At 61.7% G+C, this 23,776-nt stretch carries 24 protein-coding genes; 14 read left to right on the top strand and 10 right to left on the bottom strand.

Features of this window, described 5'->3' with window-relative positions:
- Positions 1–19: 19 nt before the first annotated feature.
- Positions 20–1,483, bottom strand: a complete 1,464-nt coding sequence (locus HBR94_RS05145; protein ID WP_115128594.1) for a hypothetical protein — start codon at positions 1,481–1,483, stop codon at positions 20–22.
- 283 nt (positions 1,484–1,766) lie between these two features.
- Between HBR94_RS05145 and HBR94_RS05150 the strand changes: the two genes are divergently transcribed.
- The gene (locus HBR94_RS05150; protein WP_222931999.1) at positions 1,767–2,426 is read left to right on the top strand and encodes a histidine phosphatase family protein; all 660 of its coding nucleotides are present in this window, start codon (positions 1,767–1,769) and stop codon (positions 2,424–2,426) included.
- Positions 2,427–2,429: 3 nt separating this feature from the next.
- Here the strand turns inward: HBR94_RS05150 and HBR94_RS05155 are convergent, their stop codons facing one another.
- Positions 2,430–3,272: a M10 family metallopeptidase C-terminal domain-containing protein gene (locus HBR94_RS05155; RefSeq protein ID WP_170044320.1), complete on the bottom strand. Its 843-nt coding sequence runs from the start codon at positions 3,270–3,272 to the stop codon at positions 2,430–2,432.
- A 160-nt stretch (positions 3,273–3,432) separates the two neighbouring features.
- Entirely contained in the window at positions 3,433–3,903 is a 471-nt protein-coding gene (locus HBR94_RS05160) for an Lrp/AsnC family transcriptional regulator (protein ID WP_032863716.1), read from the bottom strand.
- A 123-nt stretch (positions 3,904–4,026) separates the two neighbouring features.
- Here HBR94_RS05160 and HBR94_RS05165 point away from each other — a divergent pair, with 123 nt between their 5' ends.
- Positions 4,027–5,265, top strand: coding sequence for a methionine gamma-lyase (locus HBR94_RS05165; protein ID WP_170044321.1), 1,239 nt, complete (start codon positions 4,027–4,029; stop codon positions 5,263–5,265).
- A gap of 11 nt (positions 5,266–5,276) precedes the next feature.
- Here the strand turns inward: HBR94_RS05165 and HBR94_RS05170 are convergent, their stop codons facing one another.
- Both HBR94_RS05170 and hpaR (HBR94_RS05175) read right to left on the bottom strand, forming a co-directional pair.
- Positions 5,277–6,287 carry a GlxA family transcriptional regulator gene (locus HBR94_RS05170; protein WP_120733581.1) on the bottom strand — a complete coding sequence of 337 codons (1,011 nt, stop codon included), beginning with the start codon at positions 6,285–6,287 and terminating at the stop codon, positions 5,277–5,279.
- 52 nt (positions 6,288–6,339) lie between these two features.
- Entirely contained in the window at positions 6,340–6,762 is a 423-nt protein-coding gene (hpaR, locus tag HBR94_RS05175; RefSeq protein WP_057441641.1) for a homoprotocatechuate degradation operon regulator HpaR, read from the bottom strand.
- Positions 6,763–6,975: 213 nt separating this feature from the next.
- On the opposite strand from hpaR (HBR94_RS05175), the gene HBR94_RS05180 reads away from it, so the two are divergent.
- Complete coding sequence (locus HBR94_RS05180) at positions 6,976–8,232, top strand: OprD family porin (RefSeq protein ID WP_170044322.1); 1,257 nt, start codon at positions 6,976–6,978, stop codon at positions 8,230–8,232.
- On the opposite strand, the gene hpaA is transcribed toward HBR94_RS05180, so the two are convergent.
- Positions 8,233–9,126, bottom strand: a complete 894-nt coding sequence (gene hpaA / locus HBR94_RS05185; protein ID WP_115128598.1) for a 4-hydroxyphenylacetate catabolism regulatory protein HpaA — start codon at positions 9,124–9,126, stop codon at positions 8,233–8,235.
- 127 nt (positions 9,127–9,253) lie between these two features.
- On the opposite strand from hpaA, the gene HBR94_RS05190 reads away from it, so the two are divergent.
- From HBR94_RS05190 to hpaI, 8 genes are all read left to right on the top strand, one after another.
- The gene (locus HBR94_RS05190; RefSeq protein ID WP_057441647.1) at positions 9,254–9,919 is read left to right on the top strand and encodes a fumarylacetoacetate hydrolase family protein; all 666 of its coding nucleotides are present in this window, start codon (positions 9,254–9,256) and stop codon (positions 9,917–9,919) included.
- Entirely contained in the window at positions 9,916–10,686 is a 771-nt protein-coding gene (locus tag HBR94_RS05195; RefSeq protein ID WP_057441649.1) for a fumarylacetoacetate hydrolase family protein, read from the top strand. The genes HBR94_RS05190 and HBR94_RS05195 overlap by 4 nt, the downstream gene beginning before the upstream one ends.
- A 5-nt stretch (positions 10,687–10,691) precedes the next feature.
- A complete protein-coding gene (hpaE, locus tag HBR94_RS05200; protein ID WP_170044323.1) occupies positions 10,692–12,152 on the top strand; it encodes a 5-carboxymethyl-2-hydroxymuconate semialdehyde dehydrogenase in 1,461 nt (486 codons plus the stop codon).
- Positions 12,153–12,220: 68 nt separating this feature from the next.
- A complete protein-coding gene (hpaD, locus tag HBR94_RS05205) occupies positions 12,221–13,078 on the top strand; it encodes a 3,4-dihydroxyphenylacetate 2,3-dioxygenase (protein ID WP_057441719.1) in 858 nt (285 codons plus the stop codon).
- Positions 13,079–13,159: 81 nt separating this feature from the next.
- Positions 13,160–13,552, top strand: a complete 393-nt coding sequence (locus tag HBR94_RS05210) for a 5-carboxymethyl-2-hydroxymuconate Delta-isomerase (RefSeq protein WP_057441653.1) — start codon at positions 13,160–13,162, stop codon at positions 13,550–13,552.
- A gap of 45 nt (positions 13,553–13,597) precedes the next feature.
- Positions 13,598–14,902, top strand: coding sequence for an MFS transporter (locus HBR94_RS05215; RefSeq protein ID WP_057441655.1), 1,305 nt, complete (start codon positions 13,598–13,600; stop codon positions 14,900–14,902).
- A gap of 12 nt (positions 14,903–14,914) precedes the next feature.
- Positions 14,915–15,718 (top strand): 2-oxo-hept-4-ene-1,7-dioate hydratase, encoded by an 804-nt coding sequence (hpaH, locus tag HBR94_RS05220; RefSeq protein WP_057441657.1) that lies wholly within the window; start codon positions 14,915–14,917, stop codon positions 15,716–15,718.
- An 18-nt stretch (positions 15,719–15,736) separates the two neighbouring features.
- On the top strand, positions 15,737–16,537 hold the full coding sequence (gene hpaI / locus HBR94_RS05225; protein ID WP_115128601.1) for a 4-hydroxy-2-oxoheptanedioate aldolase: 801 nt from the start codon (positions 15,737–15,739) through the stop codon (positions 16,535–16,537).
- 148 nt (positions 16,538–16,685) lie between these two features.
- Here hpaI and hpaR (HBR94_RS05230) read toward each other — a convergent pair whose 3' ends face one another.
- Entirely contained in the window at positions 16,686–17,108 is a 423-nt protein-coding gene (gene hpaR / locus HBR94_RS05230) for a homoprotocatechuate degradation operon regulator HpaR (RefSeq protein ID WP_057960125.1), read from the bottom strand.
- A 206-nt stretch (positions 17,109–17,314) separates the two neighbouring features.
- On the opposite strand from hpaR (HBR94_RS05230), the gene HBR94_RS05235 reads away from it, so the two are divergent.
- Complete coding sequence (locus HBR94_RS05235) at positions 17,315–18,613, top strand: FAD-binding oxidoreductase (RefSeq protein WP_170044324.1); 1,299 nt, start codon at positions 17,315–17,317, stop codon at positions 18,611–18,613.
- Positions 18,614–18,642: 29 nt separating this feature from the next.
- Complete coding sequence (locus HBR94_RS05240) at positions 18,643–19,008, top strand: cupin domain-containing protein (RefSeq protein ID WP_057441665.1); 366 nt, start codon at positions 18,643–18,645, stop codon at positions 19,006–19,008.
- Positions 19,009–19,094: 86 nt separating this feature from the next.
- On the opposite strand, the gene feaR is transcribed toward HBR94_RS05240, so the two are convergent.
- From feaR to HBR94_RS05255, 3 genes are all read right to left on the bottom strand, one after another.
- Positions 19,095–20,048, bottom strand: coding sequence for a transcriptional regulator FeaR (feaR, locus tag HBR94_RS05245; RefSeq protein ID WP_170044325.1), 954 nt, complete (start codon positions 20,046–20,048; stop codon positions 19,095–19,097).
- Between the two features lie 108 nt (positions 20,049–20,156).
- Positions 20,157–20,777, bottom strand: a complete 621-nt coding sequence (locus HBR94_RS05250; protein ID WP_057441669.1) for a DUF3156 family protein — start codon at positions 20,775–20,777, stop codon at positions 20,157–20,159.
- Positions 20,722–22,221, bottom strand: a complete 1,500-nt coding sequence (locus tag HBR94_RS05255; RefSeq protein ID WP_170044326.1) for an APC family permease — start codon at positions 22,219–22,221, stop codon at positions 20,722–20,724. Before HBR94_RS05255 ends, HBR94_RS05250 begins: the two co-directional genes overlap by 56 nt.
- Before the next feature lie 216 nt (positions 22,222–22,437).
- On the opposite strand from HBR94_RS05255, the gene HBR94_RS05260 reads away from it, so the two are divergent.
- On the top strand, positions 22,438–23,766 hold the full coding sequence (locus HBR94_RS05260; RefSeq protein WP_170044327.1) for a hypothetical protein: 1,329 nt from the start codon (positions 22,438–22,440) through the stop codon (positions 23,764–23,766).
- Positions 23,767–23,776 lie beyond the last annotated feature (10 nt).

Below are 23,776 nucleotides of genomic sequence, written 5' to 3' on the forward strand. Positions count from 1 at the left end.
GCCGGCAAGCCGTTTTCGGTTAGCGCACGATGGTCTGGCTGCAGATATGCCCCAGGCTTACGTACTGCGTGATGTTGCCGCCCACGCCAACACCGGGGAACTCTTTGAGCTCGATGCGCCAGCCGCCCATGTTGAACCAGGTCCGCCAGTTGTAGGTCTGGCCGGACGAGCTGTCCGGGTAGACCGCATTGAGATCGCCGGAGCAGGTGCCCAGGTCGACATTGCCGGAGGCCGCGCCAGTGATACCGGTCTTGGCCTCGTAGTTGACCCAGTGGTAGTTGATGGTGTTATCGAAGCGCTTGTCGACCCGCAGCACCGGGGTCACACCCCGCAACGGCTCACCGGTGCTGTCCGACCATTGGGTGCTCCAGCTCAGGCTACGGGCAGCCTGAGTAGCCAGTTGCATGATCGAACTGGGAATGCGCACCACGTTATCGCCATTCACATTGCTCTGGTTCAGTCGCGGCGCCGAGCCAAAAGACAAGAGGTATCGCGCCTGCGGGTTGAGCGCCACTGCCGGGTTGGCCCGCACCCGAACCTTTACGGTGTAGCCAGGCGTGAGGTTGGGGTAGGTGGAGGTGTTGTTTGGCTGGATCACCACCCAATTGTTGCCATCGAAGCGCTCGAAGATCCACTGGTCGCGGGTGCCCTCGCCGTCATCGCCAAGGAACATGCCCACACCCTGGCCGCGCAGCGCGGTGAAGTCGAAGTAATCGACATCGTTGACGCTGTCGAGGTTGCCGGTCACCTGGTTCAGGGCATCCGGCAGGGCGAACGCGGTTTGCGCGGTGTCGTTGGGCTCGAAGGCGTCGATATTGCTGTCCACCGCCACGCCAAAACTGAACTGCGAATTGCTCGCGGCTTTGGCCACCATGTACCAGTAGTAATCGCCGGCAGGCATCACGCCGTTGAGGTATTCATCAGCGCTGTCTGCGTTATCAGAGGTGCCCAGCAGCGTCAGGTTGCCCTGGCCATCGTCATGGAACAGGCTCAACGACATATCGGTACCGGCGCTCTGGTTCAGCAGTTGGACCTGGATGCGAGCGTTTTTCGGCAGGTTGAAGTGATAGGCGATTTCGGCCCCGGTCTCTACCCCGGTGAGGGTGTACAGGGTGTTGATATCCAGGGTCGGGAACTGTGGGGTAAAAGCCGCGATCGCTGCGCCTTGCAGTTGATCCTGCTGCGGCTTTTGCAACTCGCCGATCACCGCCTCAAAGGGCGCAGCGCTGGCTGCGGCTTTGCTCGCCGGGGCCTTGGGTTTGGCTGCCTTGGCCGCCTTGAGTTTTTGCTTGAGTTCGACCGACAATTTCGACGACTGGACCTTGCCCCCCACTTGAAGCACTTGGTCGACCGCTTGCTTGACTGCCTGGGCGGACAGTTTGGCTGGGGCTTGCGAAGGGTATTGTTCGGCCAGGGCAAAGGCCGAAACGAAGCAGGAGGCCGCCATGGCCGCGCCCAGCATAAAGGCTTTTTTCGATTTCATTTTTTATCCATCCATAGTTAAAAAATTGTGGCGTCGGTGCGCGGTGAAATCCGTTCACCTGGGATGGACTGTAGGATAATGCTGTATGCATGTACAGTATTTTTTCAAATAGATGTAAGGAGGATGTGATCAGTGCTGTAGGAGAAACTGACCTTGTTGCGAGGGACTTATCCCTCGCCACCCAGGCAATTTTTTCACATCGCTTTCACTGGCCGACCACGCCCTGCCCCCTAAATTGCCCAGCAACACAAACGGCTGTATTTCAGGTGTCAGGGTGAAGAGTGTGGTTGACATAAATTGCCCGGATGAGGGCCGGGCGAAAACCTTCAAGCAGTTATGGCTGCGTTTCGTTGCGCTCATCGCCCTGTGCCTGGTGGTGATGGGCGCAATGCTCTGGCCAACCACGCCGCCGAACCTGGGAATCGACAATCGCCTGGTCACTTCGGGGGCCTTGGCGGCCTGGCGCAGTGGCGACCTGATCGTACTGGTGCGCCATGAAGAACGCTGCGACCGCTCTGGCAACCCCTGCCTGGGCCCTGCGGATGGCTTGAGCCGCCCCGGCGGTGTCTCGGCCGTCGCCGTGGGTAGCGCGTTCAACGCCCTGGGCATGTCCCACAGCGATGTGGTGAGCAGCCCTACCACGCGTACCGTGCAAACCTCACGACTCATGTTCGGCGATGCCCAGATATTGCCCGACCGCTTGACCTTATGTGGCACGGCCCTCGCCCACGATCTGCCGGTACGCAAACACCCTGGGCGCAACCTGTTGCTGGTCACCCACAGCGAATGCATCGGTGACCTGGAGCGGGTGCTGGGTTACCCCCACGCTGATGGCGCCGAATATGGCAGCTCACTGTTCGTTCAAATCAATGCGCATGGCAAGCTCAAGGTGCTGGGTGTACTGAACAGCCAGGACTGGCCCACCGCCCTTGGACACCTTTAGCGGTCAGCTCACGATATCGCTGCGCTGCAGTTCTCCCTGCACCTCCAGGACAAAGGCCGGCTGGTTGGGTTTTCCCGAAATCTGCAACGTGCTCATGTTCGACTGTCGGTCATAGGCGACGATGGCTTCACCGCTCACCCCGGTAAAACGGCTGACAAACTGCAACGGTTTATCACCCAGCTGCGCCCTGATACCTGACACGTCAACCTTGTCCTCGCCGCTGACAAAGTCCTGGATCCGGTCCGGTGCCGTGGCGCTGGAGTCGTTGCCATCGCCACCGCGCAGTTCGTTATTCGCGGCGTTGCCCACCAGCCAATCGTTGCCTGTCCCACCCTTGGCATTCTCGATAGTGGCGCCATAAGCAATGGAAACGTTGCCTTTTAGGCCATCCACATCGGAAAACGTACCCTCTTCAAGACTGATTTTCTGGTCTTGGCTGTAGCCCGAGAAGTCAAGCGTGTCATTGCCGCCACCGTCCCAAATGGCGGCGACCATTTTGTCGTGCTTGGTATTGACGCTCAGGAAGTCACGGCCGGTATTGGAATTGAAGCCATACGTGGTGTCGTCTTTGCGGGTCTGGTGATTGACGCCATATTTGGATTGGTAAGCGTAAATATCGTCGAGCTGGGGAGCCGACGCCCGAAAGCCCCCATGATTGGCATAGGTCGTGCGTTCGCCCCGATAGCTCATGACGCTATGGCTTTGAGAGTCTTCATGGGAGTCGATCTTCGAACGTTCGAGAATGCCGTTGTAGTTGCCGGGGTGCGTAAGCCCCATTGCGTGGCCCAGTTCATGGATGAGCGTATGGCGACCGGCATCACCAAGCTGGGCTTTGGGCACGGACATATCTTTATCATTGCTTACAAACCAGACATCGCCCCCCTGCCCTTTAGCATCCGGCAGTACCGTATGGGCTTGAAGGGTCACAGCGGAGCAAGAAATACGATTTATCTCTTAAGCCGCCAGGAAAGCACCACGGCCTTGCGCAATCCCCATGAGCGCCTCATCACCCCGGCAACGGAATCACCCGCAACGGCCTGACCGACTTGTAGGAAAAGCTCGAGTAGATTTCCTTCACACACGGCAATGTCTGCAACACCTCACGGGCAAATTCGCCGAAGGACTCCAGGTCCCTGGCCACCACTTCCAGCAAAAAATCATAGCGGCCGGACACGTTATGGCAGGCGACGATTTCCGGGATGTCCAGCAACCGCTGTTCAAACGCCCGGGCGATTTCCTTGGAGTGGGTATCCATCATGATGCTGACAAAGGCCGTAACCCCGTAGCCCAAGGCTTTGGGCGAAAGGATCGCCTGGTAGCCGCTGATCACGCCGCTGTCTTCCAGGTTCTTGACCCTTCGCCAGCAGGGCGAGGTGGTCAGGGACACGCGCTCGGCCAGTTCGGCGACGGTCAGGCGAGCGTTGCCTTGCAGGGCGTTGAGCAGGGCTTTGTCGGTACGGTCCAGACTGCTGGGCATGTCTTGCCTCAAGTTGTTATTTTTATGGGATTTCATCCTTCGCCACAGGCTTTTCTCGGCAAAGTAGGCAACGTTCTGCCTCGGTTATGAGCATAGCATTGTAGGAAATAAGGAGTGTCCGACATGCACAATAAACACAACACATTCGGCTTTTCTACCCGTGCCATTCACTACGGCTACGATGCGCAAGACCATCACGGTGCCCTGGTGCCGCCGATCTATCTGTCGGCGACCTTTGCCTTCCCGACCGCCGAATACGGCGCAGGGTGTTTTGCCGGTGAAGAAAGCGGGCACTTCTACACGCGCATTTCAAACCCGACCCTGGCGCTGCTGGAATCACGCATGGCCACCCTGGAGGGCGGCGAGGCCGCAGTGGCGTTCAGTTCCGGCATGGGCGCGATTGCGGCGACCTTCTGGACCCTATTACGCCCCGGCGATGAGGTGATCGTCAGCCAGACCTTGTACGGCTGTACTTTCGCCCTGCTGCACCATGGCATTGGTGAGTTCGGCATCAAGGTGCGCCATGTCGACCTGGCAGACCTCGACGCCCTGCGTGCCGCACTCTCCCCCGCGACCCGCATGATCTACTGCGAAACCCCGGCCAACCCCAACCTGCAATTGATCGACATTGCCGCCGTGGCCAAGATCGCTCACCAGCAAGCCAACGTGACCATGGTGGTTGATAACACCTACTGCACTCCGTACCTGCAACGCCCGCTGGAACTGGGCGCGGATGTGGTGGTGCATTCGGCCACCAAGTACCTCAGCGGGCATGGCGATATCACTGCCGGGATCGCCGTCAGCCGCCATGACCTGGCGCAGCGCATTCGCCTGCAGGGCTTGAAGGACCTGACCGGGGCCGTACTGTCGCCCCAGGACGCCTTTCTATTGATGCGCGGCCTCAAGACCCTGGCCCTGCGCATGGATCGCCATTGCAGCAATGCCCAGGCCGTGGCCGAGGCCTTGCAGGCCAACCCGGCAGTCGAGTCGGTGACCTACCCCGGCCTGCGCTCCTTCCCGCAATACGAGTTGGCAGCACGTCAGATGAAACTGTCGGGCGGCATGATTGCCTTTGAACTCAAGGGCGGCATCGCCACCGGCAAACGCTTCATGAACGCGCTCAAGCTGTTCAGCCGCGCAGTGAGCCTGGGCGACGCCGAATCCCTGGCCCAGCACCCGGCCAGCATGACCCACTCCACCTACACCCCGGAGGAACGTGCCCAGCACGGGATTGCCGAAGGACTGGTGCGCTTATCGGTGGGGCTGGAGGATATCGCAGACCTGCTGGCGGATATCGAGCAGGCGCTGGCGCATTGCGTCAAGCGCGCACCGTCGAGCAAACCGGCGACGCATTCCGCGTAGAAATGGGGGGGTTACTTCACCAGCCGGGTTTCCTTTGAAGGCCGGTAGCCAAAGTAGGCGCTGTAGCATTTGCTGAAGTGGCTGGGCGACACAAACCCGCAGGCCACCAGCACTTCGACCTGGGACAGTTCGGTGTGCTGCAGCAGGCGCCGGGCCTCGGTGATGCGCAGCTCCATGTAGTAGCGCTGCGGTGTGGTGCCCAACTGCTCGCGGAACAAACGCTCCAGTTGGCGCCGCGAGCGCCCGGCATACACCGCCAGTTGCTCCAGGGCCAGGGGTTCTTCGAGGTTGGCATCCATCAGGCGCACCACCTCGCGCAGCGGCGCACTCACGCAGATATTTTCGGCGGGCTTGATCCGCCGGTAACGCGACTCCTCAAACGCCAGGATATCTTCAATGCCCTCCACCAGCGCCTTGTCGTGCAGGCTCTTGATCCAGTCCAGGGCCATATGGAACGCGCCCGAAGGGCTGGACGCGCTCAGTCGGTCGCGATCAATCACATAGGGCTCGCTGCTGACCTGGGTGGCCTTGGCGATTTCCGTCAGGGCCGGGCGATGTTCCGGGTGAATGGCGCAGCGATAGCCGTCCAACACCCCGGCCTTGCCCAGAAACCACGCGCCATTCCATAAGCCGGCGAGGACCACACCCTGTTGCGCCGCAGCCTTGAGCAGTTCGATAAAGCTTTCACCGGCCTTGAGCTGGGTGCGATAGCCGCCGCAAATCACCAACAGATCAAGGTCGCCCAGGGCGTTGTGGTCGAGGCGCGCGTCCGGGCGAATCACCAGGCCCAGGTCGCTGATCACCTCCTGCTCGTCCAGGCCGAAAGTGCGTGAAGTGAACAACCCCGGGCGCAGCAGGTTGGCGGTGATCAGGGTGTCCAGCGCCTGGGTGAAGGCCGGCAGGGAAAAGTGTTCCAGCAACACAAACCCTGCACGCACCTGGCGTTGGGCCTGGCCCGGGGTTTCGTTCAGGTAGCGCAGGTTCTTGCCTTTCATCCCGCCGCTGAATTGCCGTCTTTCCATGAGTGTTCAACCTGTGTGCGGCGCGGTATGAGGCGCCATCGCCGGCAACAGCTTAGGGCTTGATGTTTTTCAACTGGTTGAGCAAGTCGAGCAGTTGCTGCAATTGCTCTTCGCCGAACTGTTCCTGGATCTTCTGGTAGTTGCTTTCCATCCCCGCGCTCATCTCGACGAAGCACTGTTGCCCCTGCTCGGTGAGGGTCACGAACACCCGGCGCTGGTCTTCGCTGGACTTGCGCCGACGCACGATGCCGTCGCGTTCCAGGCGCGCCAACACGCCGGTCATGCTCGGTTTGAGGATGCAGGCCAGGTGCGCCAACTGATGACTCTCCAGTTCGCCCTGCTGGCGCAGGATCCGAATCACCCGCCACTGCTGCTCGGTCAATTGATGTTCATTGAGCAACGGCCGGAAAAACGCCATGGCGGCTTCGCGGGCCTGCAGCAGGGTCAGCGTCAGGGAAGGTCTGGGAGTGGACATGGCTCACGCACAAAAGAGATCGAAGCGTCGAAGCTTAGGGTCGGCTCCACGGGCATGCAAGCCGGCCGCCACACAAACTCGTTAACCTCGACACGAATTATTTTAAAGCAGCGCAAATTGTCTACCCATAATAAATATAACATGTTAACAATATGCCACTCCCTTCAGCGATCCGAAGGGCGATACCTACAAAAACAACAAAAGGAATCTGTCATGCATTTGCGCCTCCTTCCCCTGGCGGCCAGCGCTGGCCTGTGCGCTACGTTCAGCCCTTTGAGCGCCTACGCCGAGTTTATCCAGGACAGCAAGGCCAGCCTCGACCTGCGCAACTTCTATATGAACCGCGACTTTCGCCAAACCCACGCGCCGCAGAACAAGGCCGATGAGTGGGCCCAGGGCTTTGTGCTGCGCCTGGAGTCGGGCTACACCGAAGGCCGGGTGGGCTTTGGCGTGGATGCCCTGGGTGAGCTGGGGGTCAAGCTCGACTCCAGCCGCGACCGCCGTGGCACCGGGCTGCTGCCGTATGGCGCCAGCCAGCAGCCCGTCGACAATTACAGTGAACTGGGCCTGACGGCCAAGGTGCGGGTCTCGAAAACCGTGCTCAAGGCCGGCACCCTGCAGCCGCAGTTGCCGGTGGCCGCCTACAACGACACCCGGCTCCTGCCTTCGACCTATAGCGGCGAGTTGCTCACCTCCCAGGACATCGCCGGCCTGACCCTGAACCTGGGCCGCCTGGAAAAACAGAACCTGCGCGACTCTTCCAGCAACGACGCGATGAGCTACGCCGGCGTCGACAGCAACCACCTGGACCTGGCCGGCGGCACCTATGCAATCACCCCACAGCTGGCGACGACTTACTACTACGCACAGATGCAGGATATCTACCGCCAGCACTTCATCGGCCTGGTGCACGACCTGCCGCTGAGCAACGGCATGAGCCTGCGCAGCGACCTGCGCTACTTCGATACCCGCGAACAGGGCAACCATGAATTGCGCGGCGCTTCGCGGGTGGACGGCGGGCGCATCGACAACCGGTTCTTCAACGGCATGCTGAGCCTGTCGACAGGGGCGCACAAGTTCGGCCTGGGCTACCAGAACCTGTCAGGCCATGGCGATTTCGCTTACCCCGGCATGGACCCCTACTCGGTCAACCTGGTAACCATCAATGTGTTCACCAAGGCCGAGACCGATGCCTGGCAAGCGCGCTATGACTACAACTTCGCCGCCCTCGGCCTGCCGGGGCTGACCTTTATGACGCGCTATGTGGACGGCAGCCATGTGCAGACCGCCAGCGTGCGCAATGGCCGCGAATGGGAGCGCGATACCGACCTGACCTACACCGTGCAGAGCGGGCCGCTGAAAAACGTCAACGTCAGGCTGCGTAACGCGACCCTGCGGTCGAGCAACGGCCTGACCAGTGATATCGACGAAAACCGCATCATCGTCGGCTACAGCCTGGCGCTGTGGTGATCAACGCAGGCCCGATTGACGCAGGCGGTACTCCCCCGGCGTCATCTGTGCATAACGCTGGAAGAACCGGCTGAAATAGGCCGGGTCCTTGAACCCCAACTGGTAGCAGATTTCATTCGCGGAACTGCCGGTAAACAGCAGCAGGCGCCGGGCTTCCTGCATCAGCCGTTCCAGCACCAGGCGCTTGGACGGCAGGTCGGCAATACGCCGGCATACGTCGTTGAGCCGCGCCTCGGTCACGCCAATGTGCTCGGCGTACGCCGACAGCGGCCAATGCAGCAAATAGTGGTCTTCGATCAGTTCATTGAAGCGATGGAAGATGCGCAAGTCTTCGTGGCGCGCCGGGCGCGCTTCCAGGGAATTGGCGCACAGGCGCAGCAGGCTGATCATGATCAGGCGGGTCAGGCTTTCCAGGGCTGTCGCCCGCCCGGCGCCCGTGCTGTTGACCTCGTTGCACAGCTCGTCGAACAGCCACTCCAGCCGCTTGATCTCGGGCTGAAACGTGGGTGCCAGGCGTGCCAGCGCGACGCAGGCGGGCGGTATCTGCGGGCCGGGCGCAAGGCTCGGGTCGGCATCAATCAGCGCCCGCACCAGTTGCTGGCGCACGGTCAGGACATGGCCGTCGGCATCGGCTTCGGTGACAAAGGCATGGGCTACCGTGGGCGGCGTGAGAAAAAACATCGGCCCGGATTCCAGGTACTGCTGATCGTCGAGGTAGACCCGCACGGCGCCGCTCTTGACGTAATGCACCTGGAAAAACCGGTCATGCCGATGCACGGGCATATTGCGCCCGAAAAACCCCGCCAGGTTGCCGAGCCGGTCGTAATGCACGTCGGCATCGCTGTAGCGCTGGTCGTAGACCTGGCCGATGTTGATGTTGGGGATCGGTTTCACAGGCGCCTCTTTATTGTTTTTTGCACCCGATGATTTTGCCACGCTTGACGGTAGTTAACATATTAATTATAACGTTAACACATTAACGAACTGCCTCCAGAGCAGTCGCCATCGCCAGGAGAAATCCATGAGCCGTACCCTGCATGATGTTGCCAGCGGCACCCTGTTCGGCGTCGCGCTGAACTACCAGGGCTTGCTGAACCAGCGTCTCGCCGAATTCGAGCAGCCGCCGTACCAGAAGCCGCCGGTCAAGCCGGTGCTGTTTATCAAGACCCCCAACACCCGCAACAGCCATGACGGCATCGTGCTCCAGCCCCACGGCGAACGCCTGCAACCGGGCCCGGCCCTGGGCGTGGTGATCGGCAAAAGCGCCAGCCGCGTCAGCGTGGAAAATGCCCTGGAGCACGTGGCGGGCTACGTCATCGTCAATGAGTTCAGCCTGCCGGAAGACAGCTACTACCGCCCCGCCGTCAAAGCCAAGTGCCGCGACGGGTTCTGCGCCCTGGGCCCTGAGCTGGTGGCCCGCGAGCAGATCGCCAACCCCCATCAGTTGAGCCTCAAGCTGTTCGTCAACGGCGAGTTGCGCCAGCAGAACACCACGGCCAATTTTGTGCGCGACATTCCCCGCTTGATCGCCGAAATCAGCGAGTTCATGACCCTGCATGCGGGCGATGTGCTGATCACCGGCACGCCTGAAGGCCGGGTGGATGTGCAGCCCGGCGACACCGTCGAAGTCGAGATCAGCGGCCTGGGCCGCCTGGTCAACCACATCCAGGCCGAGGAGCACCCATGAAACACGCCCGTATCCGCTATGCAGGCCAGGTCCATCAGGTCCACGTCGAAGCCGATAACGCTGTGCGCCTGGCCGATGGCCGGCTGCTGGCCGAAGACCAGGTCGAGTGGCTGCCACCGGCCACCGGCAATATGTTCGCCCTGGGCCTGAACTACGCCGACCATGCCGCCGAGCTGGCCTTCGCCCCGCCGACCGAGCCGCTGGCCTTTATCAAGTCGCCAGGCACCTACACCGGGCACAACCAGATCACCTGGCGCCCGGACAACATCGCCTATATGCACTACGAGTGCGAGCTGGTGGCGGTGATCGGCAAGCCGGCGCGCAACGTCAAGCGCGAGGACGCCCTGGAGTACCTGGCCGGCTACACCGTGTGCAACGACTACGCGATCCGCGACTACCTGGAAAACTACTACCGCCCCAACCTGCGTGTGAAAAACCGCGACGCCACCACCCCGGTCGGCCCATGGATGGTCGACGTGGCCGATGTGCCGGACCCAGGCAACCTGACCCTGCGCACCTGGATCAACGGTGAGTTGCGCCAGGAAGGCAGCACCCGCGACATGATTTTCGATATCCCCTACCTGATCGAATACCTGTCCAGCTTCATGACCCTGCAACCCGGCGACATGATCGCCACCGGCACCCCCGAAGGCCTGGCCGATGTGGTGCCAGGGGATGAAGTGGTGGTGGAAGTGCAAGGCGTCGGCCGCCTGGTCAACCGAATTGTCAGCGAGGCGGACTTTTTCGCCGCCCGGAAAGAGGCTTGAACCCCATGATCAAACACTGGATCAACGGCCGCGAGGTCGAAAGCAAAGACACCTTCATCAACTACAACCCCGCCACCGGCGAGGCGATTGGTGAAGTGGCCAGCGGTGGCGCCGAAGAAGTCGCCCAGGCCGTGGCTGCGGCCAAGGAAGCCTTCCCGAAGTGGGCCAACACCCCGGCCAAGGAGCGCGCGCGCCTGATGCGCAAGCTCGGCGAACTGATCGAGCAGAACGTACCGCACCTGGCCGAACTGGAAACCCTGGACACCGGCCTGCCGATCCACCAGACCAAGAACGTGTTGATCCCTCGGGCCTCGCACAACTTTGATTTCTTCGCCGAAGTCTGCACGCGCATGGACGGCCACAGCTACCCGGTGGACGACCAGATGCTCAACTACACCCTGTACCAACCGGTGGGTGTGTGCGCGCTGGTGTCGCCATGGAACGTACCGTTCATGACCGCCACCTGGAAGACCGCCCCGTGCCTGGCCCTGGGCAACACGGCGGTACTGAAGATGTCCGAGCTGTCGCCGCTGACCGCCAACGAACTGGGACGCCTGGCGTTGGAAGCGGGGATCCCCAAGGGCGTGCTCAACGTGATCCAGGGCTACGGCGCCACCGCCGGTGATGCCCTGGTGCGTCACCCGGATGTGCGGGCGATTTCCTTTACCGGCGGCACCGCCACCGGCAAGAAGATCATGCAGACCGCCGGCCTGAAAAAGTACTCCATGGAGCTGGGCGGCAAGTCGCCAGTGCTGATTTTTGAAGACGCCGACCTCGAACGGGCCCTGGATGCCGCGCTGTTCACCATCTTCTCGCTCAACGGCGAGCGCTGCACCGCCGGCAGCCGGGTGTTTATCCAGGAGAGCGTGTACCCGCAGTTCGTCGCCGAGTTCGCCGCCCGCGCCAAACGCCTGATTGTCGGTGACCCGCAAGACCCGAACACCCAGGTGGGCTCGATGATCACGCAAGCCCACTATGACAAAGTCACCGCCTACATCAAGATTGGCCTAGAAGAAGGCGCCAACCTGGTTGCAGGCGGCCTGGAGCGGCCGGCCAACCTGCCGGCGCACCTGGCACGCGGGCAGTTTATCCAGCCAACCGTGTTCGCCGATGTCAACAACAACATGCGCATCGCCCAGGAAGAAATCTTCGGTCCGGTGGTGTGCCTGATTCCCTTCAAGGACGAAGCCGAGGCCCTGCAACTGGCCAACGAGACCGAGTATGGCCTGGCGTCCTATATCTGGACCCAGGACATCGGCAAGGCCCATCGCCTGGCCCGTGGCATCGAGGCCGGCATGGTGTTTATCAACAGCCAGAACGTGCGCGACCTGCGTCAGCCGTTCGGCGGGGTCAAGGGCTCGGGGACCGGTCGTGAAGGCGGCCAGTACAGCTTCGAAGTGTTCGCCGAGATCAAGAACGTGTGCATTTCCATGGGCAGCCACCACATCCCGCGCTGGGGCGTGTAACCCGCCGGGGCTGGCTCCTACAGGGTCCGTAGCGCACCAACAAGAATAATGAAATCAGGAGAATGATCATGGGTGAAGTAGTCCTGGCGGCGAAAATCTGCCACGTGCCTTCCATGTACCTGTCGGAACTGCCGGGCAAGCACCACGGTTGCCGCGAGGCGGCGATTGCCGGGCACAAGGAGATCGGGCGCCGCGCCCGTGAACTGGGGGCCGACACCGCTGTGGTATTCGATGTGCACTGGCTGGTCAACAGCGGTTACCACGTCAACGGTGGCGAGCGCTTCCAGGGCACCTACACCAGCAATGAGCTGCCGCACTTCATCAAGAACATGGAGTACGCCTACCCCGGCTGCCCGGAACTGGGTGAACTGATTGCCGCCGAAGCCAACCTGGCCGGGGTGCGCACCATGAACCACAACATCCCGAGCCTGGAGCTGGAATACGGCACCCTGGTGCCCATGCGCTACATGCACATGGACGTGCCCCAAGAGCAGAAATTCAAGGTGATCTCCATCGCCGCCTGGTGCGCCTGGCATCGCCTGGCAGACAGCTTCGCCTTCGGTGCCGCCGTGCGCCGGGCCATCGAGAAGAGTGATCGCAAGGTGCTGGTGCTGGCTTCCGGGTCACTGTCGCACCGCTTCTCCGACGACCGCGAAGCCGAAGCCAACATCCACAACTGGACCCGCGAGTTCGACAAGCAAGTGGATATGCACGTGGTGCAGATGTGGCGCGAAGGCCGCTTCAAGGAGTTCTGCGCGATGCTCCCGGACTACGCCGAACACTGCTTTGGCGAGGGCAAGATGCACGACACCGCGATGCTCCTGGGCTTGCTCGGCGGGCCTGAGTACAACCGCCCGGCCGAGATCATCACCGAGCCGTTCGGCAGCTCCGGCACCGGCCAGATCAACGCCATTTTCCCGCTCTGAATTCAACACCCGCAGATGTGGGCGCAGCCTCGCCCGGCGACACAGCGCCCACATTAAATCGCCTACAGAAGGAGGCTTTGCATGCCGCATTTCATCGCCGAATACACCGACAACCTCGAACCCCAGGCCGATCTGCCAGGGCTGTTTGAAAAGGTCCACCAGGTGCTGGGAGACAGTGGCGTGTTCCCCCTCGGCGGCATCCGCAGCCGCGCGGTGCGCCTGGACACCTGGCGCATGGCCGATGGCAAGCACGACTACGCCTTCGTCCATATGACCCTCAAGGTCGGCCACGGTCGCGACCTGCCTACCCGTCAGGCGGTGGCTGAAACCTTGTTCATGGTGATCACCGAGCACTTCGCCGCCCTGCAGGCACAACGGCTGCTGGCGCTGTCCTTCGAGATGGTCGAGCTGCACCCGCAGTTGAATTTCAAACAGAACAACGTCCACGCGTTTTTAAGCAACCAGGCGGGTTGACCCCCCGCCTCCCCCAACGGCCTCTCAGACAAAAAGTACAACATCATGAGCACAGCCAATACCGCCCACAGCGTCACCCTTGCCGAGCATGATCGCACCCACAGCACTGTCACCTGGCGCCTGATGCCGTTGTTGCTGATCTGTTACCTGTTTGCCCACCTGGACCGGATCAACATCGGGTTCGCCAAGATGCAGATGAGCAACGACCTGCATTTCAGCGACACGGTGTATGGCTTCGGGGCCGGTCTGTTTTTTATCGCCTACGCGCTGTTCGGCGTGCCCAGCAACATTGCCCTGGACCGCGTTGGGCCACGGCGCTGGATCGCCTGCCTGATGGTGGTGTGGGGCATCCTGTCCACCAGCATGCTGTGGATCGAAAGCTCCACCGGCTTCTACGTCCTGCGTTTTTTGCTGGGCGTGGCCGAGGCGGGTTTCTTCCCCGGGATCCTGGTGTTTCTCAACCGCTGGTACCCGGCGCGCCGACGTGCGCAGATCACCGCCCTGTTCGCCATCGCCGTGCCCATGGCCGGGGTGATTGGCGGGCCGCTCTCGGGGGCGATCCTGGAGAACTTCCACGACTTCGGCGGGATGCGCGGCTGGCAGTGGATGTTCCTGATCGAAGGCGCACCCGTGGTGCTGCTGGGCCTGGTGGTGCTCAAGTACCTGCCGGACAGTTTTGAAACGGTGAAATGGCTGGAGCCTGCGCAGAAACAACAATTGCGCGAACAGTTGAGCACCGAGGAAAAGCGCAAATCCATCACCTCCTTTGGCGGCATCCTGCGCGACCCGCAAGTGTGGCTGCTGGTAGCGATCTATTTTGCGGTGATGCTGGCGGTCAACACCCTGGCGTTCTGGATGCCCACCCTGATCCATGGCGCCGGCATCGGCCGCGACAGCCAGGTCGGCCTGCTGAGCGCCGTGCCGTACCTGGCCGGCTGCTTCTTCATGATCGGCTGCGGACGCTCCTCGGACCGCAACCGCGAACGCCGCTGGCATTTGTGTGTGCCATTGCTGATGGCGGCGGCGGGGATCGCGGTGGCCGGCCTGGCACCGGGCAACTCGCTGGTGGTGATGGGCGGCCTGATCGTCGCCGGCATGGGCGCCAGCGCCGCGCTGCCGATGTTCTGGCAACTGCCGCCGGCCTTCCTGTCCAACTGCACCCAGGCGGCCGGGATCGCCATGATCAGTTCGTTTGGCAGCATTGCCTCGTTCCTCGCGCCGTACCTGATCGGCTGGATGCGCGACACCACCCAGAGCGCCAGCCTCGCCCTGTACGTGCTGGCGCTGTTTATCGCCCTTGGCGGCCTGCTGGTGCTGCGCACCAACGCTGCCATCGTCAACCCTCAGTAAGAGACCCTTGTCATGCTTGATCCACAGCTCATCCTGCAAGCCGCCGCCCAGCTGGACCATGCCGAACGCAGCCGCGAACAGGTACGCCAGTTTTCCCTTGAGCATCCGGCGATCACGATCGAGGACGCCTACGCCATCCAGCGCGCCTGGGTCGCCCAGAAGATCAAGGGCGGCCGCAAGCTGGTCGGGCACAAGATCGGCCTGACCTCGCGGGCGATGCAGGTGTCGTCGAACATCACCGAACCGGACTACGGTGCGCTGCTCGATGACATGCTGTTTGAGGAAGGCACCGACATTCCGTTCGAGCGCTTTATCGTGCCGCGGGTCGAGGTCGAACTGGCCTTCATCCTCGGCAAACCTCTCAAGGGCCCCAACTGCACGATTTTCGATGTGCTCGACGCCACCGAGTGGGTGATCCCGGCCCTGGAAATCATCGACGCGCGTATCCAGCAGATCGACCCACACACCAAGGCCACGCGCAAAGTGTTCGACACCATCTCCGACAACGCCGCGAATGCAGGGGTGGTCATGGGCGGCCGCGCGGTGCGGCCAACCGAAATCGACCTGCGCAAAGTGCCGGCGGTGCTGTACCGCAACGGCGTGATCGAAGAGTCCGGGGTCTCGGCCGCCGTGCTCAACCATCCGGCCAAGGGCGTGGCCTGGCTGGCAAACAAGCTGGCGCCCTACGACGTCACCTTGCTGCCGGGGCAGATCATCCTCGGCGGCTCGTTTACCCGGCCGGTGGCGGCCAGCCCGGGCGATACCTTCCATGTCGACTACGACATGCTCGGTTCGATTTCCTGCCGCTTCGTCTGACCCCTGGAGGACTGATTCATGGACATGCCTGTCAACCGCTTCAAACAGCGGCTCGCCAGCGGTGAAACGCAGATCGGCCTGTGGCTGGGCCTGGCGGACGCGTACTGCGCGGAACTGGCGGCCAATGCCGGTTTCGACTGGCTGCTGATCGACGGCGAACACGCCCCCAACGACGTGCGCGGCATGCTCGGCCAATTGCAGGCCGTGGCGCCCTACCCCAGCGCGGCGGTGATTCGCCCGGTGATCGGCGATACCGCGCTGATCAAGCAGGTGCTGGATATCGGCGCGCAGACCCTGCTGGTGCCGATGGTCGAAAGCGCCGCCCAGGCCCGGGAGCTGGTGCGCGCCATGCGCTATCCGCCCCAGGGCATACGCGGTGTGGGCAGTGCGCTGGCGCGGGCTTCGCGCTGGAACAGCATCGACGGCTACCTGGACCAGGCCGATGCACAGATGTGCCTGCTGGTGCAGATCGAAAGCCTGCAAGGCCTGGCCAACCTCGACGCGATTGCCGCCGTCGAGGGAGTGGACGGCGTGTTTATCGGCCCGGCGGACTTGAGTGCCTCCATGGGCCACCGAGGCAATCCGGGACACCCAGAGGTGCAAGCGGCAATCGAAGATGCCATTGCGCGGATCCGCCAGGCGGGCAAGGCGGCGGGGATTCTCAGTGCCGATGAGAAACTGGCCCGGCGTTACATCGAACTGGGCGCGGGGTTTGTCGCGGTGGGGGTGGATACCACGGTGCTGATGCGTGGGTTGCAGGGGTTGGTGGGCAAGTTCAAAGACAAACCCGCGCCAGCGAGCACTGGCGGCGTCTACTAATCACCTTCAAACGCCGCAGGACCCGATGTGAGAGCGGGCTTGCTCGCGAAAGCGGTGTGTCAGTCAATATATTCGGTGACTGAACCACTGCTTTCGCGAGCAAGCCCGCTCCCACATTTTGGATGCGTGGTGTTTGAGAGATCGTGTTTCAGCGCTTGATGTTTTTCAGCTCATCCAACAGCCCCAGCAAAGTCTGCAACTTCTCCTCCCCCAGTTGCTCCTGCAAGCGCTGGTAGTTGGCCTCCATGCACTGGCTCATGGAGGCAAAACTCGCCCGCCCCTTATCCGCCAGGGTCACCAGTACCCGCCGCTGATCCTGCTCGGCCTTGCGCCGATGGATCATCCCCGCCGCTTCCATGCGCACCAGCACGCCAGTCATGCTCGGTTTGAGGATGCAGGCCAGTTCCGCCAGTTGGTAAATCTCCAGTTCATCGTGTTGATTGAGGATGCGGATCACCCGCCATTGCTGCTCGGTGAGGCCGTGCTCGTTCAGCGAGGGGCGGAAAAAACTCATGGCCGCTTCGCGGGCCTGTAGCAAAGTGAGGGTCAGGGACTGCCGGGGTTTGAGCATAGAGTCAGGGTCACGTGATATTTAGTTAATGTTTTAACGAAACTCTAACATCCCCACCCCGCGCAAGCGCTATAACTTAATGGTCGCGCACGTCCATGGCGCGCTGAATCAAAAGCCCCGGCACGCAGGATCAAGACATTGCTGCCGCCAAAGCCCCTAATGAAGACATCTGCTTTAGAGCCTTCCTTCACTTTTCAGGCTGCGCCATGATCACTATTGAAACCCCCACGTATTACACCGCGACCAAGAAGTACAACCTGAGCTTTCCCACCCTGGAGCAGGACATCGAGGCCGACGTCGTCGTGATCGGCGGCGGCTTTTCCGGGATCAACACGGCGCTGGAACTGGCAGAAAAGGGCATCACCAATATTGTCGTGCTGGAGGCGCGCTACCTGGGCTTTGGCGGCACCGGGCGCAATGGCGGGCAGATCATGGCCGGCATCGGCCACGACCTGGAGAAAATCAAGCAAGACGTCGGCGAAGACGGCCTGCGCCAAGTGTTCGAGATCAGTGACCTGGGCGCCGACATCATCAAAGACCGGATCGCCAAGTACAACATCGACGCCGATTTCTGCCATGGCTACGGCTATATGGGCTTCAACGCCCGTCAGGAAAAGACCCTGCGGGCCTGGGAAAAAGACTTCAAGTCGATCAACAGCAAGCATGAAATCCGCTTTCTCGGCGGCTCCGACGTCCAGCAGATCATCGGCTCCGACGCCTACAGCAGCGCCCTGTTGCATATGGGCGGCGGGCATGTGCATTCGCTGAACCTGCTGCTGGGCGAAGCCACCGCCCTGGCCGGCCTTGGCGTGCGGATCTTCGAGAACAGCCCGGCCCTGGAAGTCAGCTATGGCGAGCTCATCACCGTGCGCACCGGGCGCGGCTCGGTCAAGGCCAGCAAGCTGTTGTGGGCCTGTGACAGTTTTCTCAACAAGCTGGAGCCGGAGCTGCATCGCTCGACCATCAACACCTACGCATTCCAGATGATGACCGAGCCGTTGAGCGAAGAACTGATCCAGCGGATAAGCCCGATTCGCGGGGCCTACAGCGACATCCGCCCGGTGATCGACTACTACCGCGTGACCAACGAAAACCGCCTGCTGTTCGGCGCCGCCACGCCGCTGGTAGAGCACATTCCCGGCGATTTGAAAGCCTGGAACCGCAAGTTGATGCTGAAGATCTTCCCCTACCTCAAGGACGTGAAAATCGACCTGGCCTGGGGCGGCCCGATGGCCTGCAGCCCCAACCTGTTCCCCCAGATCGGCACCCTGCCGGGGCGCAGCAATGCGTTCTTCGTCCAGGGTTACTCGGGCTTTGGCGTCACCCCCAGCCACATCATCTGCAAGGTCCTGGCCGAAGGCATGAGCGAAGGCTCGGCGCGCTATGACCTGGTCAGCTCAATCCACCGCCCGACGATTATCGGCAAGGACGCAATCCGCCCCTTGCTGCTGACCGCCGGCAAATCCTGGCACCAACTGTCCGGTTACTGGAATGGTCGCCGCTAACTCCATTTTTATCCCTCAGGAGCAACTGTATGGCCCTCGTTACCCTCAAGAAAGATATCCAGCTGTCTGAACTCGACGCCTGGGGCACCGTTGCCGATCTCGGCTCCGAGATCCTCGCCGGCGAGCTCAAGGCTTTCGGCAAAATGACTTTTGGTGCGCCCACCGACAAAGTCAGCAGCGCCTATTTCGGCACCACCCAGGGCAAATTCCGCATGGTCTACCCGTTTCATGAACAAGCCACAGTGGTCACCGGCGAGGTGCGCCTGACCGACGAAAACACCGGCCAAACCACCCGCTACCAGGCCGGTGACAGCTGGTTCGTGACCCAGGGCACACCCGTGCTGTGGGAAGTGGTCAGCGAGAGTTTCGTCAAGCACTACTTCGCGGTCGCATAACTGCGTTGCTTGGTGTGGGAGCGGGCTTGCCCGCTCCCACACAAGCCCGCTCCCACATTGGGGGTGGGCTGATTGATAAGTCGCGGTCAGGCCATTCCTACCACCTGCTGCAACCGGCTACTGCGAAACGCCTTGGGCGACTGCTCAAACTGCTTCTTGAACGAACGGCTGAAATGCGCAGAATCGGTGAAGCCCCATTTGTAGGCAATCGAGGTGATCGACTCGCTGCGCAGGAACGGGTTGATCAAGTCATCGGCGCTGCGCTTGAGCCGCGCGCGCTGGATGTAGCGGCAGACGCTGTCGTCCTGTTCTTCGAACAGCCGGTACAAATGGCGCACCGAGATGTTCAAGCGGCTGGCCAGGCCCACCGGGCTCAAGCCAGGCTGGCTCAGAGACTCATCAATGATTTTCTGCACGTAGCTGCGCAGGTTGTTGCCCTGCAACGCGGCCACGTCCTCGCGCGGGTCATCGTCCTGCTCCAGGGCCGAGCCCAGCAGTGACACAAAGGCACACTGCAGCGCCTCAACCTCGTCCTCGGCACCCTCGCTGCCCTTGCACAACTGATCCATCAACACATGCAACATGCGCCCGCAGGCTTTGCTGGAGGAGATCTTGCCAAAGGTCTTTGATTGGCTGCCCATCTGCTTGCACACCTGGGTGCGCGGCAATGACAGCGAGACATGCTCGATCAAACCGAATGGGGTGATTTCAATTGAGCCCACCGAGTCCATCAGCAGCAGTTCGCCAGGGGCCAGTTGCACCCGCTGGCCGTTCTGCACGATCTGCGAATAGCCGCTGCGCTGGCTGACCAAAAAGCAATCCTGATCGTTATCGCGGTCGGGGTTGGTCGCCTGGCGCTTGATCAACCCGGCATTGGTACGCAGGCTGGCCAACGACAGGCCGTCGCTGGCGAGCAGGGAGAACTCGCCGATAAACAGCGAGCGGTTGAAGGCCAGTTCGGTGTCGAAGTGGCCGCACATGGCACGCAAGTCGCGGTTCCAGGTGTCGAGCCCCTGTTGTGCACTCTGTTGGATACCCATGGGTGTCTCCACAATGGCTTATTGTTTTTGTCGGGCAATAGTTAACATGTTATCTATATGCGCGCAACAAGTACCTGTCCACCATTGTGTTAGCACTAATGATGCCAATCAGAGCGTGCGCAATACGCGCTGCAAGCCGAGCAGCGCAGCCAGCAGTACATCCCGCTGTTCACGGCTCAGGGCAATGTAGCGTCGGAAGGCCGGCATGCGGTTGACCACCTCGCTGCCGCCCATGTGCTCCAGGCGTACGTGCCATTGCTGGGCATGCAGCTCGATGTGCAGGCGCTTGAAATCCAGGGGCATCAATGCCTCGTGCAGCGCGCTGTCCTGTTGCAAGCGCGCCTGCAATTGCCCCAGCAATGCCCCCTCGCCCGCGCGCTGCCGGCAGCAGATTCCAGTTCGTCGAATGGCCCCGCCATGGTGCAATTCAAAGCGTGCCGCGCCCTCTGCCGAGGCGGGTAGGCGCAGGCTGAATTCGGTCATGACCAGGTGCATCAACAACTGCGATTCGGTGCGCTCGCGGATTTCCAGGTGCAGGCTGTCGTCGTCCAGGACGGCGTGCGCCAAAGTCGGCGATACCTGCTCGAAACGCGCCAGCCCGAGGTTGCGCTGCAACTGCCCCAGGGTGCGCCCAGGCTGATAGCCGGCGGGCGCCCGTTGCGCACTGAACAGTTCAGACAGCTTTTGCCGCAGTGCTGACATAGCCGTGATGAGCGTGACCCGGTTCATTGGCAAACTCCTTGGCCAGCACGTCTTCCACCGACGCCGGCGTGAATGGATTGACCTTCTGCACCACCAGGGTCCAGAACAGCGCATACACCGCAGTACCGCCCAGCATCACGCCGAACGGGACATAGATATCCGCCGGGTTCATCCCCGGCGGCGTGATAAACCACATGCCCAACAGAATGCCGGCGCTGGACAGCAACTGCGGCAGCGGGAACCACGGCGAGCGATAAGCCCGTGGCAAATCGGGGCGACGAATGCGCAGGATCACCACCGACACCGTGACCAACAGGTAGGCGAAACTCCACGCACACACCGCCGCCAGTACCAGGTGCATGATGTTGTCGGTGTTGCCGCCCAGGTACAGCGCATGCAGGCACGGAATCAGCATCGCCACCAGGATGCACAGCACCGGGGTCTTGAAGCGTGGGTGCAGGTAGGTGAAGACCTTGGGCAACGCGCCATCCACCGCCATGCCATACAGAATGCGTGGCACACCGGCCATCAGGGTGTTGATGGTGGCGGCGCCGGCAAACAGAAAGCCAATGCCCAGCCACAGCGGCCCGATCTGCCCCATCACCTGTTCGGCAAAGCGTGGAATGGCCATGGGTGTGTCCAGCAGATGCACGCCGCTGGCCGCGTCCAGCACCACGTTTTCGACCTGGCGCTTCATCGCTGCGCCATAGATGAACATGCACGTTGCCACGCCCATCAGGCCGAGCATCATTGCCCGGGGCATGACCTTGGCCGACTGGCGCAAGTCCGGCGCCAGCGGGGTGACGAATTCACAGCCGACAAACATAAACATCGCCATGCCCACCAACGACAGCACCGTCACCAGGTCGGTGCCCACCAGGGACTCACCAAACCAGCCGTCCAGTTGCACTGCGGGCGCGGCGATCAGGCCCAGCACGCCAAACACCATCAAGGTGGTCCACATGCCGAAGGTGAGGATGATCTCGGCGCGGCCAAAGGCACTGACGCCAAACACATTGAGCACGCCGAACACCAGCACAAAACCGACACCCAGCAGCCACGAGCCACCGGCGGATTCGGCCAGGGTGTTGAGGTGTTCGAAGTTCACCAGGGCCATGACCCCGGCGAGAATGGTCTCGGCGGTGCCGGCAAACACATGCACGATCAAATACGCCGACAAGGTGCCGGTGATCGCAAAGAAACGGCCCATGCCGCAATTGATGTAGTCGTACACCGAGCCGGTGGTAGGCAGTATCGAGGCGGCCTCGGCGAAGGTCGTGGCCTGGGCCAGCATCATCACTACGGCCAGCAGCATGGCCAGCGCAAACGCGCTGCCGCCGATGCCAAAGCCCATGGTCGCGGTGAGAATCACCGGGCTGGCCATGATCAGGCCAATGGTGCTGGCCAACGCGGTGGGGAAACCCACCGTGCCCCGGTTCAGGTGCGCAGTAAGTCTGTCATTGCTCGACATGGTGCAGATCCTCGAAAGGGATTTTTTAGAAGTGTTTGCACTGTGCGCCCCGCCCCGCCTGATCGTCTTGCCCCTGGCTGCCGCCGGTTTTGTTGCTCCCTGCCAGGGCTTGCAGCCTGGCGGCCAGGATCAATTACCTGGCACGCAGGTGAAAGACTTGCGCCGCCGACGCTCGCCCTAATGCGCCCTCAACTTAACCCTTGGGGGACTATAACAATGGAGCACACACGCAAAACCCGCCACCTGCGCCCGGCTGTCGGCCTGGGTCTGGCGCTGTTGATTGGCCAACCTTCAGCCCAGGCAATCGAACTGTATGCCGACGACGACACCACCGTCACCGGCAACTTCCTGGCCGTGTACGGCATGTTCAACAGCCGCAAGAACTACGAGGGCAGCCAGGGCGGTTCGACCTGGCGTGAAGGCTTTATCAAGTACGGCTTGAGCGTCGAGCAGACCCTGGGCGGCAACGCCAGTGTGTATGGCACCGCCAACCTGGTGAGTTCCGGCACCTGGGGCGATGGCGATGCCTCCCGTGTGACCGACGGCAGCGAGCGCACCACCAAGTTCGACGAAGCCTTTGCCGGCTGGCGCTCGGGGGACCTGTTGCCGGCCCTGGGCAAGGATGGCCTGGACCTGTCGTACGGGCGCCAGATCATCACCGTGGGCGACGGCTTTATCATCAACGACGATGGCCCGAACCTGGGCAATGGCGTGGCCGACGGTGAGTTCGACCGCGGCGGCGCCTATTACATCGCGGCGCGGCATGCGTTCGACAAGGCGGCAGTGATGCGCCTGGGCGGCAAGGACGGCTTGCATGGCAGCCTGATGTGGATCGAGTCCGACAACCGCGCCCAGGCCCTGACCGAAATGGCCATCGGCACCCTGGAATACAGCGCAGCGCCAGGCACCCTGGGTCTGACCTACCTGCATGGCATCGACGTGGACGAGCGGTTTGCCAACGACCTGCAACGCCAACGCAAGGGCATGAACCTCTACAGCCTGCGCGGCACCGGGAATGCCGGGATCGACAACGCGCACTTCTCGTTTGAATACGCCTGGCAGGACAAAGACCCCGGCCCGGAAAAAGCCTGGTACGCCGAGGCCGGCTACACCTTCACCGACCTGCCCTGGTCGCCGGACCTGACCTACCGCTATGCGCGCTACTCGAAAAACTGGGATGCGCTATTCGCTGGTTTCAATCGAGGGTTGGGTACCTGGGTCCAGGGCGAAGTAGCGGGCAACTACTCCGGGCCCTACAACAGCAACACCTCGGTGCAGCACGTGGCACTCAAGGTCAAGCCGCTGGACAACCTGACCCTCGGCGCACTGTTCTTCGACTACCAGACTGTCAGCAAGCGCAACATGCTCGACCTGGATGGCCGCGAGCTGGACCTGTATGTCGAATGGGCGGTGAACGAACACCTGATCATCACGCCGTTGATTGGCCTGTACCAACCGGACAAGGACCAGGAGGCGGGCGGCAACCAGGTCGGTGGCAACGGCACCAACGTGTATAGCCAGTTGGTGGTGGCGGTGCCGTTCTAAGCCGTGGGTT

Origin of the sequence: Pseudomonas sp. WS 5412 (genome assembly GCF_012985615.1) — a bacterium.
In the GTDB taxonomy this organism is placed as follows: domain Bacteria; phylum Pseudomonadota; class Gammaproteobacteria; order Pseudomonadales; family Pseudomonadaceae; genus Aquipseudomonas; species Aquipseudomonas shahriarae.

Excerpts from the sequence above, each read along its gene's own strand:
- HBR94_RS05190 (WP_057441647.1), top strand. The coding sequence starts at position 9,254 with ATGAGCCGTACCCTGCATGATGTTGCCAGCGGCACCCTGTTCGGCGTC.
- HBR94_RS05165 (WP_170044321.1), top strand. The coding sequence starts at position 4,027 with ATGCACAATAAACACAACACATTCGGCTTTTCTACCCGTGCCATTCAC.
- HBR94_RS05250 (WP_057441669.1), bottom strand. The coding sequence starts at position 20,777 with ATGAACCGGGTCACGCTCATCACGGCTATGTCAGCACTGCGGCAAAAG.
- HBR94_RS05160 (WP_032863716.1), bottom strand. The coding sequence starts at position 3,903 with ATGCCCAGCAGTCTGGACCGTACCGACAAAGCCCTGCTCAACGCCCTG.
- HBR94_RS05255 (WP_170044326.1), bottom strand. The coding sequence starts at position 22,221 with ATGTCGAGCAATGACAGACTTACTGCGCACCTGAACCGGGGCACGGTG.
- HBR94_RS05170 (WP_120733581.1), bottom strand. The coding sequence starts at position 6,287 with ATGGAAAGACGGCAATTCAGCGGCGGGATGAAAGGCAAGAACCTGCGC.
- HBR94_RS05260 (WP_170044327.1), top strand. The coding sequence starts at position 22,438 with ATGGAGCACACACGCAAAACCCGCCACCTGCGCCCGGCTGTCGGCCTG.
- HBR94_RS05215 (WP_057441655.1), top strand. The coding sequence starts at position 13,598 with ATGAGCACAGCCAATACCGCCCACAGCGTCACCCTTGCCGAGCATGAT.
- HBR94_RS05235 (WP_170044324.1), top strand. The coding sequence starts at position 17,315 with ATGATCACTATTGAAACCCCCACGTATTACACCGCGACCAAGAAGTAC.
- HBR94_RS05145 (WP_115128594.1), bottom strand. The coding sequence starts at position 1,483 with ATGAAATCGAAAAAAGCCTTTATGCTGGGCGCGGCCATGGCGGCCTCC.
- hpaR (WP_057960125.1), bottom strand. The coding sequence starts at position 17,108 with ATGCTCAAACCCCGGCAGTCCCTGACCCTCACTTTGCTACAGGCCCGC.
- hpaD (WP_057441719.1), top strand. The coding sequence starts at position 12,221 with ATGGGTGAAGTAGTCCTGGCGGCGAAAATCTGCCACGTGCCTTCCATG.
- hpaR (WP_057441641.1), bottom strand. The coding sequence starts at position 6,762 with ATGTCCACTCCCAGACCTTCCCTGACGCTGACCCTGCTGCAGGCCCGC.
- hpaI (WP_115128601.1), top strand. The coding sequence starts at position 15,737 with ATGGACATGCCTGTCAACCGCTTCAAACAGCGGCTCGCCAGCGGTGAA.
- HBR94_RS05240 (WP_057441665.1), top strand. The coding sequence starts at position 18,643 with ATGGCCCTCGTTACCCTCAAGAAAGATATCCAGCTGTCTGAACTCGAC.
- hpaH (WP_057441657.1), top strand. The coding sequence starts at position 14,915 with ATGCTTGATCCACAGCTCATCCTGCAAGCCGCCGCCCAGCTGGACCAT.
- HBR94_RS05210 (WP_057441653.1), top strand. The coding sequence starts at position 13,160 with ATGCCGCATTTCATCGCCGAATACACCGACAACCTCGAACCCCAGGCC.
- hpaE (WP_170044323.1), top strand. The coding sequence starts at position 10,692 with ATGATCAAACACTGGATCAACGGCCGCGAGGTCGAAAGCAAAGACACC.
- HBR94_RS05180 (WP_170044322.1), top strand. The coding sequence starts at position 6,976 with ATGCATTTGCGCCTCCTTCCCCTGGCGGCCAGCGCTGGCCTGTGCGCT.
- feaR (WP_170044325.1), bottom strand. The coding sequence starts at position 20,048 with ATGGGTATCCAACAGAGTGCACAACAGGGGCTCGACACCTGGAACCGC.
- HBR94_RS05155 (WP_170044320.1), bottom strand. The coding sequence starts at position 3,272 with ATGTCCGTGCCCAAAGCCCAGCTTGGTGATGCCGGTCGCCATACGCTC.
- HBR94_RS05195 (WP_057441649.1), top strand. The coding sequence starts at position 9,916 with ATGAAACACGCCCGTATCCGCTATGCAGGCCAGGTCCATCAGGTCCAC.